The sequence below is a fragment of the Stenotrophomonas sp. STEN063 genome, from assembly GCF_056854515.1.
Genome location: NZ_JBXFWF010000003.1, coordinates 51,035 through 68,227, shown reverse-complemented (window position 1 = coordinate 68,227; position 17,193 = coordinate 51,035). Strand labels below are relative to the sequence as shown.

The 17,193-nt window shown below is 62.3% G+C and carries 17 protein-coding genes; 5 read left to right on the top strand and 12 right to left on the bottom strand.

All coding sequences use genetic code 11. The annotated features are described in order from the left end of the window. Positions 1 to 20: 20 nt before the first annotated feature. The 4 genes from AC1VWL_RS01785 to ndk are packed head-to-tail and all read right to left on the bottom strand — an operon-like array spanning position 21 to position 3,294. Positions 21 to 863, bottom strand: a complete 843-nt coding sequence (locus AC1VWL_RS01785) for a helix-turn-helix domain-containing protein (protein WP_481614890.1) — start codon at positions 861 to 863, stop codon at positions 21 to 23. Positions 864 to 869: 6 nt separating this feature from the next. Then, a complete protein-coding gene (gene pilW, locus AC1VWL_RS01780) occupies positions 870 to 1,637 on the bottom strand; it encodes a type IV pilus biogenesis/stability protein PilW (RefSeq protein ID WP_481614897.1) in 768 nt (255 codons plus the stop codon). A gap of 10 nt (positions 1,638 to 1,647) precedes the next feature. Next, a complete protein-coding gene (gene rlmN, locus AC1VWL_RS01775) occupies positions 1,648 to 2,853 on the bottom strand; it encodes a dual-specificity RNA methyltransferase RlmN (protein WP_282267646.1) in 1,206 nt (401 codons plus the stop codon). Positions 2,854 to 2,868: 15 nt separating this feature from the next. Beyond that, positions 2,869 to 3,294, bottom strand: coding sequence for a nucleoside-diphosphate kinase (gene ndk, locus AC1VWL_RS01770; RefSeq protein ID WP_057628193.1), 426 nt, complete (start codon positions 3,292 to 3,294; stop codon positions 2,869 to 2,871). A gap of 209 nt (positions 3,295 to 3,503) precedes the next feature. Between ndk and AC1VWL_RS01765 the strand changes: the two genes are divergently transcribed. The 3 genes from AC1VWL_RS01765 to AC1VWL_RS01755 all read left to right on the top strand — a co-directional run bounded on the left by AC1VWL_RS01765 (position 3,504) and on the right by AC1VWL_RS01755 (position 7,852). Further along, positions 3,504 to 4,157, top strand: coding sequence for a TetR/AcrR family transcriptional regulator (locus tag AC1VWL_RS01765; protein WP_282267645.1), 654 nt, complete (start codon positions 3,504 to 3,506; stop codon positions 4,155 to 4,157). Positions 4,158 to 4,191: 34 nt separating this feature from the next. Further along, positions 4,192 to 6,564 (top strand): 3-hydroxyacyl-CoA dehydrogenase/enoyl-CoA hydratase family protein, encoded by a 2,373-nt coding sequence (locus AC1VWL_RS01760; RefSeq protein ID WP_282267644.1) that lies wholly within the window; start codon positions 4,192 to 4,194, stop codon positions 6,562 to 6,564. 79 nt (positions 6,565 to 6,643) lie between these two features. Continuing rightward, entirely contained in the window at positions 6,644 to 7,852 is a 1,209-nt protein-coding gene (locus AC1VWL_RS01755) for an acetyl-CoA C-acyltransferase (protein ID WP_481614889.1), read from the top strand. Positions 7,853 to 8,011: 159 nt separating this feature from the next. On the opposite strand, the gene galU is transcribed toward AC1VWL_RS01755, so the two are convergent. The 8 genes from galU to cmk form a co-directional block, all read right to left on the bottom strand. Next, the gene (galU, locus tag AC1VWL_RS01750) at positions 8,012 to 8,890 is read right to left on the bottom strand and encodes a UTP--glucose-1-phosphate uridylyltransferase GalU (protein ID WP_482985510.1); all 879 of its coding nucleotides are present in this window, start codon (positions 8,888 to 8,890) and stop codon (positions 8,012 to 8,014) included. Then, positions 8,890 to 10,806, bottom strand: coding sequence for a polysaccharide biosynthesis protein (locus tag AC1VWL_RS01745; protein WP_482985509.1), 1,917 nt, complete (start codon positions 10,804 to 10,806; stop codon positions 8,890 to 8,892). The genes galU and AC1VWL_RS01745 overlap by 1 nt, the downstream gene beginning before the upstream one ends. Positions 10,807 to 10,820: 14 nt before the next feature. Continuing rightward, positions 10,821 to 11,771: an MraY family glycosyltransferase gene (locus AC1VWL_RS01740; protein ID WP_482985508.1), complete on the bottom strand. Its 951-nt coding sequence runs from the start codon at positions 11,769 to 11,771 to the stop codon at positions 10,821 to 10,823. Positions 11,772 to 11,795: 24 nt separating this feature from the next. Further along, entirely contained in the window at positions 11,796 to 12,974 is a 1,179-nt protein-coding gene (gene lapB, locus AC1VWL_RS01735) for a lipopolysaccharide assembly protein LapB (RefSeq protein ID WP_481614885.1), read from the bottom strand. A gap of 6 nt (positions 12,975 to 12,980) precedes the next feature. Beyond that, on the bottom strand, positions 12,981 to 13,280 hold the full coding sequence (locus AC1VWL_RS01730) for a lipopolysaccharide assembly protein LapA domain-containing protein (protein ID WP_481614884.1): 300 nt from the start codon (positions 13,278 to 13,280) through the stop codon (positions 12,981 to 12,983). 96 nt (positions 13,281 to 13,376) lie between these two features. Further along, positions 13,377 to 13,682: an integration host factor subunit beta gene (locus AC1VWL_RS01725; RefSeq protein WP_057628209.1), complete on the bottom strand. Its 306-nt coding sequence runs from the start codon at positions 13,680 to 13,682 to the stop codon at positions 13,377 to 13,379. Positions 13,683 to 13,769: 87 nt separating this feature from the next. Further along, positions 13,770 to 15,455: a 30S ribosomal protein S1 gene (gene rpsA / locus AC1VWL_RS01720; RefSeq protein WP_481614883.1), complete on the bottom strand. Its 1,686-nt coding sequence runs from the start codon at positions 15,453 to 15,455 to the stop codon at positions 13,770 to 13,772. 193 nt (positions 15,456 to 15,648) lie between these two features. After that, complete coding sequence (cmk, locus tag AC1VWL_RS01715; RefSeq protein ID WP_481614882.1) at positions 15,649 to 16,323, bottom strand: (d)CMP kinase; 675 nt, start codon at positions 16,321 to 16,323, stop codon at positions 15,649 to 15,651. 191 nt (positions 16,324 to 16,514) lie between these two features. Here cmk and ykgO point away from each other — a divergent pair, with 191 nt between their 5' ends. Then, complete coding sequence (ykgO, locus tag AC1VWL_RS01710) at positions 16,515 to 16,640, top strand: type B 50S ribosomal protein L36 (protein ID WP_057628212.1); 126 nt, start codon at positions 16,515 to 16,517, stop codon at positions 16,638 to 16,640. Between the two features lie 198 nt (positions 16,641 to 16,838). Further along, on the top strand, positions 16,839 to 17,168 hold the full coding sequence (locus AC1VWL_RS01705) for a hypothetical protein (RefSeq protein WP_482985507.1): 330 nt from the start codon (positions 16,839 to 16,841) through the stop codon (positions 17,166 to 17,168). The last annotated feature ends 25 nt before the right edge of the window (positions 17,169 to 17,193 follow it).

Below are 17,193 nucleotides of genomic sequence, written 5' to 3'. Positions count from 1 at the left end.
GTTTTGTTCAACGCCTGGTTTCAGTGCGAAACCGGCGCCACGGAGCCTTCAGAGGATACCGTAAAGCGGGCCACATTGCCGCGCTTGTACGGCGCCAGGTCGACGTTACCCGTCGCCTGCTGAACCTCGACCTCGGCCGCATTGCCCAGCACCATGCGCCCCACCTGACCTGCGGTGAAGCTGCGGCTCTCACCGGCGCGTATCAAGGCTTTTTCGACGGTGGTGCCATCCGGAGCGGAGATCTCCACCCAGCTGTCGCCCTTGAAATTCAGGGTCAGTGCCGACGGAGCAGCAGCCGCCGCCGGCCGCGCCATGGGAGCCATCGAGGCGATGTAAGGACCGGTATCTGCAACCGGTGCCGCTGCCGGCGCCTGAACAGGCGCGACCGACTGCCCGACGGCAGCGGCGACAGGAGCCGGTACCGCATCCAGCGAAGCGGTGCTGGGCGGGGCGCTATTGGAACTGCCACTGATCACATACCAGACCGGCACCGCCAGTACCGCCGTGATCACCACGTACACGGCACGACGCCCGATATTCTCGGCCGCACGCTTCAACCGCGGGGTGTGGGTATGACTGACCAGCTTGGGCGGCTCGACCGGCGCGATCCGCGCCTGTTCCAGCAAGCCCCCAAGGTCGACCTTCAACAGGCGCGCGTAACTGCGCAGCTGACCACGCACGAACACCGATGCACCCAAGCGCGACCATTCTTCGGCTTCCAGCGCGGCAACCACCTGCTGCGGCATGCGCAACTGGGCGGCAACCTGGTCCAACGACAAACCGGCGGCCTCACGCGCCCTGCGCAGCTGCTCACCACAACCCACTACACCATCTAAAGCATTTACACCCGGATCGTTGATCACAATGCGTCAGCCTTGGGGATTCGAGGTTGCTGGCGAAGGAAACTCTTCGCGCAACCGCTGCTGGAACCGACCGGCAGCCGTCCTGTCGCCGAGTCGCTCTTCAATCTGAATGGCAAGTTGTAACACGGAAACCGTGGCCGGCGCAGCCGCCAAACGCCGCTGGTAGAAGGCCCTGGCCTCAAAATAGCGACCGTGCAGCACTTCATTGCGGGTCATGGCCTCCAGCGCATAAGCATTGTCCGGCGCCAATCCCAGTGCCTGGCGAAGATTGTCCTCGGCCCGTTCACGCTGCCCCGCATCCAGGGCGCAGCCGCCAGCATTGGCCAGGGCATCTGCGCGCCCGTCATAGTTCGGATCAGCCAAGGCCCGATCAAACCAGACCAGAGCCTCTGCCGGGTGGCCGCTGCCACACAACCAAGCTCCGTAATTATTGAGTACATCGCCCTGCTGCGGAGCGAGCTCGGCTGCCTTGCGGTACAGCACACCTGCCGCCTCGGCGTTGCCTTTCTGCCCCTCAATCACCGCCTGCATGGTGTAAGCGTCAGGCGATCCGGACTCCAGCTTCTGTGCTGAGCGCGCAAACTGCAGGGCTTCGTCCAGCTGCCCGCGCCCGAAGCGATCACCGGAAAGGCGCAGAAGCTCCTGGTAACGCATCCGCTTGTGCGCGGTCTTGTCCTGCTTGACGCTGTAATCCGGCGCCATGATCTGCGGGCGTTCGATCGTGAGCTTGTCCCGCACGCACCCTGCACTGAGCGCGAGCAGGACCAACAGCAGCAGCCAGCGATCAGGCGACCGCATCCCCGCCTTCCTGTTCCTGCAGCAGGCGATTGAACTCGGCCTGGCGACGGGTACGATCCATCACCTGGCCCTTGAGCTGGCCGCAGGCGGCATCGATGTCGTCACCACGGGTGCGGCGAACCATGGTCAACACCTGTGAATCCAGCAGGATCTTCTGGAATGCACGGATCTGCTCCTCGTCCGAGCGCTCATAGCGCGTACCCGGGAACGGGTTGAACGGAATCAGATTGACCTTGCCCGAATCCTTGGCCTGCACGGCGTTATCGAACTGGCGCATCAGCCGTGCCAGCTGGCGGGCGTGCTCAGGCTGATCGTTGATGCCCTTCATCAAGGTGTATTCAAAAGTCACCGAGTCGCGCTTCTTGTTGCCGCGCAGGTAACGCGCGCACGAAGCCATCAGCTCGGCAATCGGGTATTTCTTGTTGAGCGGCACCAGCGTTTCGCGCAGCTCGTCGTTTGGCGCATGCAGCGACACCGCCAGCGACACATCGCTCTCGACCGACAGCCGATCGATCTGCGGCACCAGGCCCGAGGTGGACAAGGTCACCCGCTTGTTGGCCAGGCCGTAGCCCAGGTCATCGCGCATGATGCTCATGGCGCGGATGACGTTGTCGAAATTCATCAACGGCTCGCCCATGCCCATCATCACCACATTGGTGAGACGGCGCATCTGGTGCGGCACGTTGCCCAGGTGGCGCGCTGCAACCCACACCTGGCCGATGATCTCGGCGGTGGTCAGGTTGCGATTGAAGCCCTGGGTAGCAGTTGAACAGAAGGTGCAGTTCAAACCGCAGCCGACCTGCGAAGACACGCACAGCGTGCCGCGGGTCTTGTCGGGGATGTAGACGGTTTCGATTGCGTTCTTGCCATCCACGCCCATCGCCAGCAGCCACTTGTGGGTGCCGTCGTTCGAGGGTTTGTCGAACACGATGTTCGGGACGACGACCTCGGCATGCTGCTGCAGCTTGGCGCGCAGCGACTTGCCGAGGTCGGTCATCTGGTCGAAATCGGTGACGTAGCGATGGTGGATCCACTTCATCACCTGATGGGCACGGAACTTCTGCTCGCCGAGGGTTTCGACGAAGAACTTTTCCAGGCCCGCGCGATCAAGGTCGAGCAGGTTCTGCTTGCCAGCGGTGGCTGCCGTTTTCGGCAACGGCTGGATGGCGGGTGTCTGTACGACCTCGTTCACGACTTCAACCTCTGATTAACGCGAAACCACTTCGGTGGCAGCAAAGAAGTAAGCCACTTCGTTGGCTGCGTTCTCGACCGAATCCGAACCGTGGGCAGCGTTGGCGTCGATCGAATCAGCGAAATCAGCGCGGATGGTGCCCGGCGCTGCGTCCTTCGGATTGGTGGCGCCCAGCAGGTCGCGGTGGGCCAGGACGGCGTTCTCGCCTTCCAGGGCCTGGATCATCACCGGGCCGGAGATCATGAACTCGACCAGCGCGTTGAAGAACGGACGCTCGCGGTGCACGGCGTAGAAGCCTTCAGCTTCACGGCGCGACAGCTGCTTGTACTTTGCAGCGACAACCTTCAGGCCAGCCTTTTCAAAGCGGGCGTAGATTTCACCGATCACGTTCTTGGCAACGGCGTCGGGCTTGATGATGGAAAGAGTGCGCTCGAGCGCCATGGAATTTCTCCGGTAGTGGGCCGGTCGGCCCGAGGGTACATGAAAAAACCCGCGTGCGGACGCGGGCTTAGCCTGAATTGCGGTGGCTAATTCTACCGGGTGACCCCGACGTTTGCACAGCGGCAGATGAATGATGTTGCGCCGCAGCATGACCCAGGCGGGCGGCCGGGCGTAGGATCCAAACAATCGTTTGATTGATTGAGCCAGCCATGGGCAAACCCGCCAGCTTCTCCACCAAGGACCGCATCCTCGGCGCGGCCGAGGAACTGTTCGCCCAGTACGGCTTTGCCGGCACCTCGCTGCGCCAGGTGACCAGTCACGCCGATGTAAACATTGCTGCGGTCAACTACCACTTCGGGTCCAAGGACAACCTGGTCAATGAAGTGTTCCGCCGTCGCATGGACGAGATGACCGCCGCCCGCCTGGGCCAGCTGCAGCTGGCACGCAGCAGCCAGCCCGGCGATCTGCGTGCGGTACTGGCAGCCTTCGTCGAGCCCGCCCTGGCCTTGGCCCAGGACCGCCAGAGCGGCGGCGCCTTCGTCCGCGTCATCGCCCGCGCCTATGCGGAGAAAAACGACAACCTGCGCAAGTTCCTGTCCGACCACTACGGCCATGTGCTGCGCGAGTTCGGCAAGGCCATCGACGCCTGCATCCCGGGCCTGAGCAAGGAAGAGCTGTACTGGCGCCTGGACTTCCTGGCCGGTTCGCTGACCTATGCCATGGCCGATTTCGGGCTGATCAAGCGTCCGCACAACATCAGCGAGGCCGAGCACCGCAGCAAGGCCGCGCAGGAATTGATCCATTTCGCCGAAGCCGGGTTCCGCGCCAGCGTGCGCAATCCGACCTCCCCCGTCGTTCCCTGATCCAACCGTCATCGCAGACCAAAGGTTTATCGATATGTCCAATTCCCTGCTTGTCCGCCGCGCCGCCGTACTTGGCGCAGGCGTCATGGGTGCGCAGATCGCCGCCCACCTGACCAATGCCGGCGTCGACACCGTGCTGTTCGACCTGGCCGCCAAGGAAGGTCCTGCCGACGGCATCGTGCTCAAGGCCATTGCCAACCTCGGCAAGCTGAGCCCGGCCCCGCTGGCCAGCAAGGCGCTGGCCGAAGCCATCACCCCGGCCAATTACGACTCCGGGCTGGAGCAACTGCGCGACTGCGACCTGATCATCGAAGCCATCGCCGAACGGATGGACTGGAAGCAGGACCTGTACAAGAAGATCGCGCCGTTCGTGAACGAACACGCGGTGCTGGCCTCCAACACCTCGGGGCTGGGCATCAACAAGCTGGCCGACGTGCTGCCGGAAGAACTCCGCCACCGCTTCAGCGGCGTGCATTTCTTCAACCCGCCGCGCTACATGCACCTGGCCGAGCTGATCCCGGCCAAGACCACCGACAAGTCGGTGCTGGAAGGCCTGGAAACCTTCCTGACCACCAACCTTGGCAAGGGCGTGGTCTATGCCAAGGACACCCCGAACTTCATCGGCAACCGCATCGGCGTGTTCTCGATCCTGTCGACCATCCACCACACCCAGCAGTTCGGCCTGGGCTTTGACGAAGTGGACGGCTTGACCGGGCCACTGGTCGGCCGCCCGAAGTCGGCTACGTATCGCACCTCCGACGTGGTCGGCCTGGACACCATGGCCCACGTCATCAAGACCATGGGCGACACCCTGCCCGACGACCCGTGGCACAAGTACTTCAACGCGCCGGCATGGCTGGGTGCGCTGATCGGCAAGGGTGCATTGGGCCAGAAGACCGGCGCCGGCATCTTCCGCAAAGTCGGCAAGGACATCATGGTCGTCGACCTTGAGAAGCAGGACTACCGTCCGGCCGACCGCGTCGCCGCACCGGAAGTGGTCGAGATCCTGAAGATCAAGAACCCGGCCGAAAAGTTCGCCAAGCTGCGCGAAAGCCAGCACCCGCACGCACAGTTCCTGTGGGCGACGTTCCGCGACCTGTTCCACTACAGCGCCTACCACCTGGCCGACATCGCCGAAACCGCACGCGACGTCGATCTGGCGATCCGCTGGGGTTACGGCTGGTCCTTGGGCCCGTTCGAGACCTGGCAGGCTGCCGGTTGGAAGCAGGTGGCGCAGTGGATCGCCGACGACATCGCGGCCGGCAAGAGCATGAGCAATGCCCCGCTGCCGGCCTGGGTGCTGGACGGCCGTGACGGCGTGCATGCCGCAGAAGGCAGCTACAGCCCGTCGCAGAATGCATTGGTGCCGCGCTCGTCACTGCCGGTGTACCAGCGCCAGCGCTTCCCGGATGCGCTGCTGGGCGAGAAATTCGCGCAGGGCGAAACCGTGTTCGAGAACGACGGCATCCGTCTGTGGACCGACGGCGATGGCATCGGCGTCATCAGCTTCAAGACCAAGATGAACACCGTCTCCGACCAGGTCCTGGACGGCATCCAGCACGCGATTGCCTTGTCCGAGAAGCAGTTCAAGGGCGTGGTGATCTGGCAGAACAAGGAGCCCTTCTCCGCCGGTGCCGATCTGTCCGGCGCACTGGGCGCCTTGAAGGCCGGCAAGTTCGCCGAGTTCGAGGCGATGGTTGCCAACTTCCAGCGCACCAGCCAGCGCATCAAGTACGCCACCGTGCCGGTAGTCACCGCGGTGCGCGGCCTGGCGCTGGGCGGCGGCTGCGAATTCCAGATGCACGCGGCCAAGTCGGTTGCGGCGCTGGAGAGCTACATCGGCCTGGTGGAAGCCGGCGTTGGCCTGCTGCCGGCCGGTGGCGGCCTGAAGGAAATTGCCGTGCGCGCCTCGCAGGCGGCCGGTCCGGACGGCGACGTGTTCGCCGAGCTGAAAAAGACCTTCGAAACCGTCGCCATGGCCAAGGTCTCCAACTCGGCGGTCAACGCCAAGGAGCTGGGCCTGATGCGCGGCACCGACAAGGTCGTGTTCAACAGCTTCGAGCTGCTGCACATCGCCAAGGCCGAAGTCACCGCGCTGGCCGAAGGCGGCTACCGTCCGCCGATGCCGGCACGCCGCATCCGCGTGGCCGGCGACGTTGGCATTGCCACCTTCAAGATGATGCTGGTCAACATGCTGGAAGGCCGCTTCATCAGCCCCTACGACTACGAGATCGCCGAGCGCATCGCCACCGTGCTGTGCGGCGGCAAGGTCGACCGCAACAGCGTGGTCGACGAAGAGTGGCTGCTGACCCTGGAGCGCAAGCACTTCGTCGAACTGGCCCAGCAGGAAAAGACCCAGGCCCGTATCGCGCACATGCTGACCACCGGCAAGCCGCTGCGGAACTGAGTGAGCGTGCTTCGGGGCGGCGCTGCCAGCGCTGCCCCCGCCCGCCCTCACGCTCACACCTATTGAAGAGATCACTGCAATGACCAAGCAAATCCAGGACGCCTACATCGTCGCCGCCACCCGCACCCCGGTTGGCAAGGCGCCCAAGGGCATGTTCCGCAACACCCGTCCGGACGACATGCTCGCCCACGTGCTCCGTTCCGTGGTCGCACAGGCCCCGGGCGTGGACGTCAACCGCATCGATGACGCCATCATCGGCTGCGCCATGCCTGAAGCCGAGCAAGGCATGAACGTGGCGCGCATCGGCGTGCTGCTGGCCGGCCTGCCCAACACCATCGCCGCGCAGACGGTGAACCGCTTCTGCTCGTCCGGCCTGCAAGCCGTGGCGATGGCCGCTGACCAGATCCGTCTGGGCAACAGCGACCTGATGCTGGCCGGCGGCACCGAGTCGATGTCGATGGTGCCGATGATGGGCAACAAGATCGCGATGGCACCGAGCGTGTTCGACAACGACCACGTCGCCATCGCCTACGGCATGGGCATCACCGCCGAGAAGGTCGCCGAGGAATGGAAGGTCTCGCGCGAAGAACAGGACGCATTCGCCCTGGCCTCGCACCAGAAGGCCATCGCCGCGATCCAGAACGGCGAGTTCAAGGACGAGATCAGCCCCTACGACATCGTCTCGCACCTGCCTGACGTGGCCGATGGCAAGCGCATCATCACCCGCACCAAGCTGGCCGACACCGACGAAGGCCCGCGCCTGGATTCGTCCGCAGAAGGCCTGGCCAAGCTGCGCCCGGTGTTCCGCAACGGCCAGTTCGGCGGTTCGGTCACTGCAGGCAATTCCTCGCAGATGAGCGATGGTGCCGGTGCGGTGCTGCTGGCCTCCGAGCAGGCGATCAAGGACTACGGACTGACCCCGCTGGCCCGCTTCGTCAGCTTCTCGGTCGCCGGCGTGCGCCCGGAAGTGATGGGCATCGGCCCGATCGCGGCGATCCCGAAGGCACTGAAGCAGGCTGGCCTGAGCCAGGACCAGTTGGACTGGATCGAGCTCAATGAAGCTTTTGCCGCACAGTCGCTGGCGGTCATCCGTGACTGCGGCCTGGACCCGTCCAAGGTCAATCCGCTGGGCGGCGCCATCGCCCTGGGCCACCCGCTGGGCGCCACCGGCGCGATCCGTACCGCCACCCTGCTGCACGGCCTGCGCCGTCGCCAGCAGAAGTACGGCATGGTCACTATGTGCATTGGCACCGGCATGGGCGCGGCGGGTATTTTCGAGTCGCTGTAAGCGATCTGCTGCGCTGTTGATTGAAGAAGGCGGCCTGAAGGCCGCCTTCTTTTTGCATGGTTCATCGCGATGCGCCAGAAACAGAAAAGCAGCCTTGCGGCTGCTTCTCCACTTCATTGGGCTGACAGATGGCGTCAGCCTGCAGAATACTCCCGGCGCTTACTCCGCCAGCATCTTCTGCATCGCCGCTCGAGCCGGCCCTGCCAGCTTCTCGTTCTCCAACGCGAAGCGCACGGTCGCCTCGATCAGGCCCAGATGGGTGCCGCAGTCAAAACGCGTACCTTCAAAGCGATACGCATCTACCTGCTCGGTCTTGAGCAGCTGCGCGATCGCATCGGTCAGCTGGATCTCGCCACCTGCGCCGGTGCCGGTGGCCTCCAGCAACTCGAAGATCTTCGGGCTGAGTACATAGCGGCCAACCACTGCCAGGTCACTCGGCGCGTCCTCCGGCTTCGGCTTTTCGACGATCTGGCTGATATGCCCCTTGCGACCATCGAACTTGTCGGTGGCAACGATGCCGTAGCTACCGGTCTTGTCGTGCGGCACGTCTTCCACCGCAATGACGCTGGCGCCGGTGGCAGCGTTGAGATCGGCCATCTGCTTGAGCGCGCCGTCGCCGCGGTTCCAGATCAGGTCGTCCGGCAACAGCACCGCGAACGGCTCATCACCAACGATCGCTTTGGCACACAGCACGGCATGGCCAAGACCAAGCGCTTCGGTCTGGGTCACGAACACCGCACGCACGCCCTTGGGCAAAACGTGCCGAATCAGCTCCAGCTGCTCCCGCTTGCCAGCGCGCTCCAGCTTCTGCTCCAGTTCGTAGGCCTTGTCGAAGTAGTCAGCGACCGCATGTTTGTAGCGGTTGGTGATGAAGATCAACGTATCGCAACCGGCCTCGATCGCCTCATCAACCGCGTACTGGATCAACGGCCGATCAATGATCGGCAGCATTTCCTTCGGCACGGTTTTAGTGGCTGGCAGGAAGCGCGTTCCAAGTCCGGCAACGGGGAATACCGCTTTTTTGATTCGACCGTGCATCAGTGACTTCTTCCACCTTCTTTGGAGTTGGGAAACGGAACAATATTGCCCCCCGCCGACTGTTCCGTCACGTCTTCGGCAGACATGAATTCGGGAATCGTTGCCGAAAGGATAGTGCGCATCGCCTCCACATCATAGGCTGCAACAGCCTTCCGGAGTGCCGCCACGTTGTTCAATACCAGCTCTGGAGAGAACTCGCGCACCCCTGCGGCCATTACTTTCGGATGCGCGGTCGGCTGGCAGTTCTCGTCGGCGTAGAACAAGCTCTCGTGCAGTTTCTCCCCCGGGCGCAAGCCGGTGTAGACGATCGGAACATCGATCCCGGGCTGCTTGCCCGCCAGCCGGATCATCTGCTCGGCAAGGTGGCGGATGAACACCGGCTCGCCCATGTCCAACATGTAGATCGCCCCACGTGAAGACGAAGCCGCCGCCTGCAGAATCAACAGACAGGCCTCCGGAATCGTCATGAAATAGCGACTTACATCGGGATGGGTGACGGTAATCGGGCCGCCCTTGCGGATCTGCTCACGGAACATCGGCACCACGCTCCCCACCGAGCCCAGCACATTGCCGAAACGAACGGTGACAAAGCGGGTGTGGGCGCTGCGCCGGTTCAAGCTCTGGCAGATCATCTCGGCGTAGCGCTTGGTTGCGCCCAAAGCATTGGCCGGATCAACCGCCTTGTCGGTCGAAATGAAGACGAAGTTCTCAACCCGCGACTCAATGCAGGCGGTGGCAACGCATTCGGTCGACAAGGTGTTGTTGCGCACTGCTTCGCGCAACTGCGCCTCCAACAACGGCACTTGCTTGTAAGCCGCAGCATGGAACACAGTATCGGGGTTGTAGCTATGCAGCGCGTGGCGGATCACTGCAGGATCGCCGCAATCGCCTAGCACACCATGAACGTCCAGATCCGGGAAGCTCCTGCTCAGCTCCGCCTGGATATTGATCATCAGCAGCTCGCTGATTTCCAGGACCACGATGCGCGATACGCCATGCCGCGCACATTGACGACAAAGCTCCGAACCAATGGAACCACCACCACCAGTCACCAGCACGGTACGCCCGCGCAGCCAGCTGCGCAGCAGCTCCCAATCCGGCAGGATGGGCTTGCGCCCAAGCAGGTCTTCGATGGCGACTTCCTTGAGCTGACCTGGCAGCGAGCTGCCTTCCAGAATATCGGTCAATCGCGGAACCGTGCGGAACGGCAAACCGGTGCTCTCACAAAGTGCTACCACCCGCTGCATGCCCGCGGCATCAAGCGTGGGAATTGCAATGACCAGCAGTTTGGCGCTGGTCTCCTTGGCAACCACCGCAACCTCGTCCAAGGTGCCGAGAATTGCCGCGCCGTGCAACCAAGCGCCCTGCAGGTGCGGGGAGTCATCCAGCAATCCCACCGGCTCATAGTCGCCGGACCGACGCAGGTCCTTGATCAGTGACTCGGCAGCCTGACCGGCCCCCAATACCAGCACGCGCCGTGCGCGGGCATCCGAATGCTGTGCCTGGTAGTCCTTCCATGCTCGGTAAAGCAGGCGGGGACCACCCAGCATCGCAGACAACGCGAAGGGGTAAACCACCAACACGGATATTGGAATACCTTCCAGACGGCGATAGGAAAACACCATGACTATCGCCAGCAGCCCGATGAAGCTGGCCTTGAAGATATTGATCAGGTCGGCAACCGACGCAAATCGCCACAGGCCCCGGTACAGCCCAACCTTCCAGAACGCGACCGCCTGGATCGCAATGACCGCCGCAACATCGAGCGAAAGCCAGGGGTGAACGGGACCGGCATCCAGCAAGGCAAAGCGTGCCATCAACAGTAACTGCCAACACAACCAGACCATCACCAGGTCGTGAAGCATTACCGCATAGCGTGGACCACCGCCAACAAAGCGCTCGAACCAAGACGCCATAAAGAACTCTGTCCTTAATTAAGTGCCTTCGCACGCAAAAGGGCCCATGCCAGTGCCGTAGCACCCAGCCAGGTAACACCCCCTGCCCACCCCCAACCTAGGGGAAGCCTTGAAAATTGCGCTGCAAGTGTAAGCCCCACAAGGCTGAAGAGCGAATACCCCAGCGTAACAGCTGCGTGACTGTATTCACGCTTCACAAAGCGTTGATACAGATGCTGGGTATGTGGCTGCATCCATTGCTCGCCTTTCAGCATTCGTGAAAACAACGTGAAGCCCGAATCCGCCAGAAATACCGCCGGCAACATCAACCACAGTACCGGTGCCCTGTCGGTAACACTCAGCCCAAGCGCCAGCAGACCGGCCACCAGATAGCCAAGCGCGCCACTACCCACGTCCCCCATGAAAATCCGAGCCCGGGGAAAGTTGAATGGCAGGAATCCCGCACAACCTGCTGCCAGCACCCACCCGGACAGCGCATAGGGCGCCGGCAGCATCCATGCCGCCCCCAGCCCGACCAGGATGGCCTGGGTAGTAGCCAAGCCATTGATGCCATCCATGAAGTTCCAGATGTTCACCAGCGACACGGCCAGTCCAAAACAAAACACGGCCTTCACCAGACTCCCGGTGCCCAGCCATACCAATACCGCCAGCAGCAGTCCGGCCAACAAGTGAACGCATAGCCGTGGCAACGCGGGCAGCGAACGGTGATCGTCCCACCAGCCGATTCCCGCCACCATCAACAGGCCAAGCGCGAACACCAACAGCACGAGCGCATGGCCCGGCAACCACACAGCACCCAACGCGCAGGCCAGCAGTTGCGAAACCACAATGCCGATGCCGCCGCCGCGGGGAGTCGATACGATGTGACTGCGGCGCTCGCCAGGCTGGTCGATCAACTGCTGCCAGCGCGCATAGCGGATCGCCAGCCAGGTAACCGCCGCTGCGGTAGCCAGCACCAGCAGCACCAACCAGTAATGCGGTCCCGGCACTCAGAGCACCGCGAAGTTCAATAGCGGCTTGACCGTACCCCACTCCTTGCAGCTGGGACATTGCCAGTGGTGCGTCCGCGCACCGAAGCCGCAACGCGTGCAGCGATAGGCTGGATTGCGGACCAGCAACTGATCGGTGATGTGCTTGAGGTCCTGCAGGGTGGCGACCGGATCAGCACCTTCGGCCAAGGTCAGATCGATCAAGGCGGACTCACCACGCACCGATGGCCGATCCTTGAGCTGGCGCCCCAGATAGGCACGTGCAGGTGCCGGCCCCTCCTGCTCTTCCATCAAGCGGGTGAGCGCCAACACCGGCGCGATGCCGCGGTAGTGCTCGGTCATCTCAGCCAGGAACGCACGTGCGCCTGCGAGATCACCGACATTGCGGTAGTTCTTCAGCAACTGCGGCAGGATTTCGGGCAGGTAGTCCGGATCATTGCGTGCCGCCCGCTCAAACGCGCGCACGGCCGCTTCGTCGTTGCCGAAATCGCTTTCCAGACGACCTTCGATGATGCCTGCGCGCACACTCATCGCATCGGCGACATTGGCCCGATTGATCGCCGCACGCGCGTCGTCCAACCGCCCGGCCGCGCGGTAACGTTCGGCCAGTTCGCATTCAAACTGCCCGATCAGCTTGCCCATCGGCTCGTCGGTGACCGCTTCATAGCGGGTTGCGTTCTCGATGGCCTTTTCCCAATCGCGCTCGGCCTGATAGATGCCGATCAAATGCTTCAAGGCCTGCGGGGCACGCTGGTCGAGCTGCGCCAACTCGGTGAATACGGTTTCGGCGCGATCCAGCAGGCCGGACTTCATATAGTCCTCGCCGAGCGCAAGCAAGGCCTGCACACGCTGCGTGTCACTCAGGTCATTGCGATTGACCAGACCTTGGTGCAGACGGATCGCCCGGTCCACTTCACCACGACGACGGAACAGGTGTCCCAACGCAACCTGGGTCTCGAAGGTTTCCTTGTCCAGTTCTGCAATATGCAGGAACAACTCGATGGCCTTGTCCGGCTGCTCGTTGAGCAGATAGTTCAAGCCGCGGAAATAGGTACTGGAAAGACGGGTGACCTGATTCTCGCTGTGGCGTTGACCACTGCGACGACCAATCACCCAGCCGGCGATCGCGGCAACCGGCAGGCACAGGAAAAACCAGAACCACTCACTGATGAAGGCCATCGTTGCTCAGCGTCCGTCAAAAGGAGAAGGCGTCTGCGCGGCAGGCGCAGCAGGTTCTGATGCCGTCAGGGCAGCAGCTTTGTTGGCGCGACGCAGTTTGGTGTACATCGGCACCACCAGCGCCGCCATCACCATGCCCCCGCCCACCAGGGCGCCGAGCAACAGCGATGCAATGATTGCGATACCCGAGGTGGTCTTGAGCACCCAGAACGCAAGGCTGATTTCGATGGGCTGCGAGTTGAGCGAGCCGATCACCAGACCGCCTATCAACACTGCCAGCAGAATCACTAATCGAACGGTCTTCATGCGCCGGCTTACTCCTGTAACAAGAGCCCGTAGCTTACCGTTCAGCGGAAGAAATGGCAGCAGTCAATCTGCTGCGCAACACCCAGCCAGGACCACTCAGGCAGGGTCGCTTTCCAGCGGCACCACAGAACTGACGCGCTCGCGCAGCTCCTTGCCCGGCTTGAAATGCGGAACATGCTTGCCCGGCAACGCAACCGACTCACCCGTCTTCGGGTTACGGCCCAGTCGCGGCGGGCGGTAATGCAGCGAGAAACTACCGAAACCGCGGATCTCGATGCGGTCGCCGGAGGACAGCGCCCCACCCATCATTTCCAGCAACGACTTCACCGCCAGATCGACATCATCAGCCTTCAGGTGCGCCTGGTGGCGCGCGAGGATTTCGATCAATTCGGATTTGGTCATTGCGTACTCGTCAATGGCAGGGTCTTACCCTGAAACGGCCCGGACTGATGTCCGGGCCGCCAGGTCAAATCTACAACAGGAAACCGATTACTCGGACTTGTTGCCGTTCAACTGTGCACGCAGCAGCGCGCCCAGCTGGGTGGTGCCGCTGGATGCCGAAGAGGACTGGTATTCCTCCAGCACTTCGCGCATTTCGGCATCGTCCTTGGCCTTGATCGACAGCTGCAGGGTACGGCCCTTGCGGTCCATGCCCACGAACTTGGCTTCGATCTTGTCGCCGACCTTCAGGAACTGGGTCGCGTCGTCGACGCGCTCGTTGGCGACGTCACGTGCCGAGACGTAGCCTTCGATGCCGTCAGCCAACTCGATGGTAGCGCCCTTGGCATCAACTTCCTTGACCACGCCTTCGACCTTCGAACCCTTCGGGTTGGCAGCCATGTACTGACCGAACGGGTCCTGCTCAAGCTGCTTGACGCCCAGCGAGATGCGCTCGCGCTCCGGATCGACGGCCAGGACCACTGCGTCCAGGGTGTCGCCCTTCTTGAAGTTGCGAACCACGTCTTCGCCGGTGGTGTTCCAGCTGATGTCCGACAGGTGCACCAGGCCGTCGATGCCGCCGTCCAGACCGATGAAGATACCGAAATCGGTGATCGACTTGATCTGGCCGGAAACCTTGTCGCCCTTCTTGAAGATGGCGGCGAAGGTTTCCCACGGGTTGGCAGCAACCTGCTTCATGCCCAGCGAGATACGACGACGCTCTTCATCAACGTCCAGCACCATCACTTCGACTTCATCACCAACCTGGACAACCTTGGACGGGTTGACGTTCTTGTTGGTCCAATCCATCTCGGAGACGTGCACCAGGCCTTCAACGCCCGGCTCGATCTCAACGAATGCGCCGTAATCAGTCACGTTGGAGACCTTGCCGAACACGCGGCTGTTGGCCGGGTAACGACGTGCGATGTTGTCCCACGGATCCTCGCCCAGCTGCTTCAGGCCCAGCGAAACGCGGTTGCGCTCGCGGTCGAACTTCAGCACGCGCACGTCCAGCTCGTCGCCGACGTTCACGACTTCGGACGGATGGCGCACGCGCTTCCATGCCATGTCGGTGATGTGCAGCAGGCCGTCGATACCGCCCAGGTCCACGAATGCGCCGTAATCGGTCAGGTTCTTGACGACACCCTTCAGGATTGCGCCTTCCTGCAGCTTGTCCATCAGCTGCTCGCGCTCTTCCGAGTGCTCGCTCTCGACAACTGCACGACGCGACACGACCACGTTGTTACGCTTGCGGTCCAGCTTGATGAGCTTGAATTCCAGCTCCTTGCCTTCCAGGTAGGCCGGGTCGCGCACGGGGCGCACATCGACCAGCGAACCGGGCAGGAATGCGCGGACATCCTTGATGTCCACGGTGAAACCACCCTTGACCTTGCCGCTGATGCGACCGGTGATGGTTTCGTTCTTTTCCAACGCTTCTTCCAGCTCGTCCCACACCATGGCGCGCTTTGCCTTCTCGCGCGACAGGACGGTTTCGCCGAAGCCGTTCTCGATCGAGTCCAGTGCAACCTTTACCTGGTCGCCCACGCCCACGTCGATTTCACCAGCGTCGTTACGGAACTGTTCGATCGGCACGATGCCTTCGGACTTCAGGCCGGCGTTGATCACGACCACGTCGCCGCGGACTTCAACGACGGTACCGATAACGATGGCACCGGGCTTCAGCTTGGCCAGATTGGCCTGACTGGCTTCAAACAGTTCTGCAAATGATTCGGTCATTAGATTTACTCAGTTGAACATATGGACAGCGGATCTGTTGCGAAAACCCGTACTGTCCAGCCTGTTGGACGACCCCATGACAGCGGCCGAATGTGAATGAAAAAGCCCACCACGCACCATTGCGCAGCGGGTTGTTGCAACATCTTTGCTACGACTGCGATCGATCAACTGACCGCACTCAACGCTGCGAGGATCAGGCTTCCTTGGAAACCAGACCCAGCACCTTGGCAACGACGTCGTCGATGCCAATACCGCTGGTGTCGATGAGGATGGCGTCATCGGCCGGCCTCAGGGGCGCCACTGCGCGCTGTGCATCACGGGCGTCGCGGGCCATGATCTCACGCAGGAGGTCTTCAAAGTTAACCGAAACCCCTTTTTCTTTCAACTGTTTATGCCGCCGCTCGGCCCGCTCCTCGGCGCTCGCGGTCAGGAAAACCTTGAATGGGGCATCAGGAAAGATGACGGTTCCCATATCTCGGCCATCAGCCACCAACCCGGGCAAAACCCTGAATGCGCGCTGACGCTCCTTCAGCGCGGCCCGCACCTCGGGGATGGCGGCAATGGCCGAGGCCAGTGCTCCCGTCGTCTCCAGACGCAGCTCATCGGTGGCGTCGCTGCCGTTGACCAGTACCCGCAGGCTCTCGCCCTGCTCGATGAACTGGACCTTGGTGTCAAAGGTGCAGCGCACCAGCGCCGAGGCATCGGAGGTATCGATATCAGCCCAGCTGGCGGCCACACCCACGGCGCGATACAGCGCGCCGGAGTCCAGGTAATGCCAGCCCAGCTGGCGGGCAATGATGCGGCTGACAGTACCCTTGCCAGCCCCGGACGGGCCATCAATGGTGAGAACGGGAGGCAATTGGCTCATTTAAACGCCTGTCTGGAACGAGATTCGGGCTATTCTAACGCCCCGCACTGCCCTGCCCGCACCCGTTTGCAGGCAAGCACTTGAACTGGCGCGGAAATACCCAGTAGAATGGCGGGCTTGAACGGGCGTTACCCTGCATATCCGCGGCCACGCTCCTAAGATCTCCTTACCAGTATCCGCCGAGGTATGTCATGAAAGTTCTGTCCTCCCTGAAGTCGGCGAAGACCCGTCACCGTGATTGCAAAGTTGTGCGCCGTCGCGGCAAGATCTTCGTGATCTGCAAGTCGAACCCGCGCTTCAAGGCTCGCCAGCGCTGAGCCAACTGGCGCAAGCCAGGGCTTGATCCTCAGGGGTCAGGCAACGCCAAAAAGCCGCCTTCCGGGCGGCTTTTTGCGTACCGGGCCAGGCACCGCGGTGACGCATGGCTGAGTGCATGCAGCAACAACGACGCAGGACCACACTTTCATCGTCAATTTTTGCTGTAATCCCAACCTGTCCTCTGGGGAGATGTGACCATGAAGCACGCATTCAAGATTCTGAGCCTGATCGCCGTCCTTGCCGCCGCGCCGGCAGCGCAGGCTGACACGTTGCTGATCGAGCGCGCACAGGAGAAGCCGGCCCAGGCCATCCCAGCCCGAGGCCAGAGCATGGCCGAGGTGGAAGCCCGCTTCGGCGCACCGAGCGAGCGCATGGACCCGCGCGGCGGCCAGAAACGGCAATGGCCAACCATCAACCGCTGGGTTTATCCGGCCTTTACCGTGTACTTCGAGAAGCAGCGCGTGATCGACGTGGTAGCCCGCCAGGCCAGCCCGGATGAAATCGGGCCAAAGCCCCCGATCCGCTGACCCCTTTCCAGGCGGCAGGCCCTGG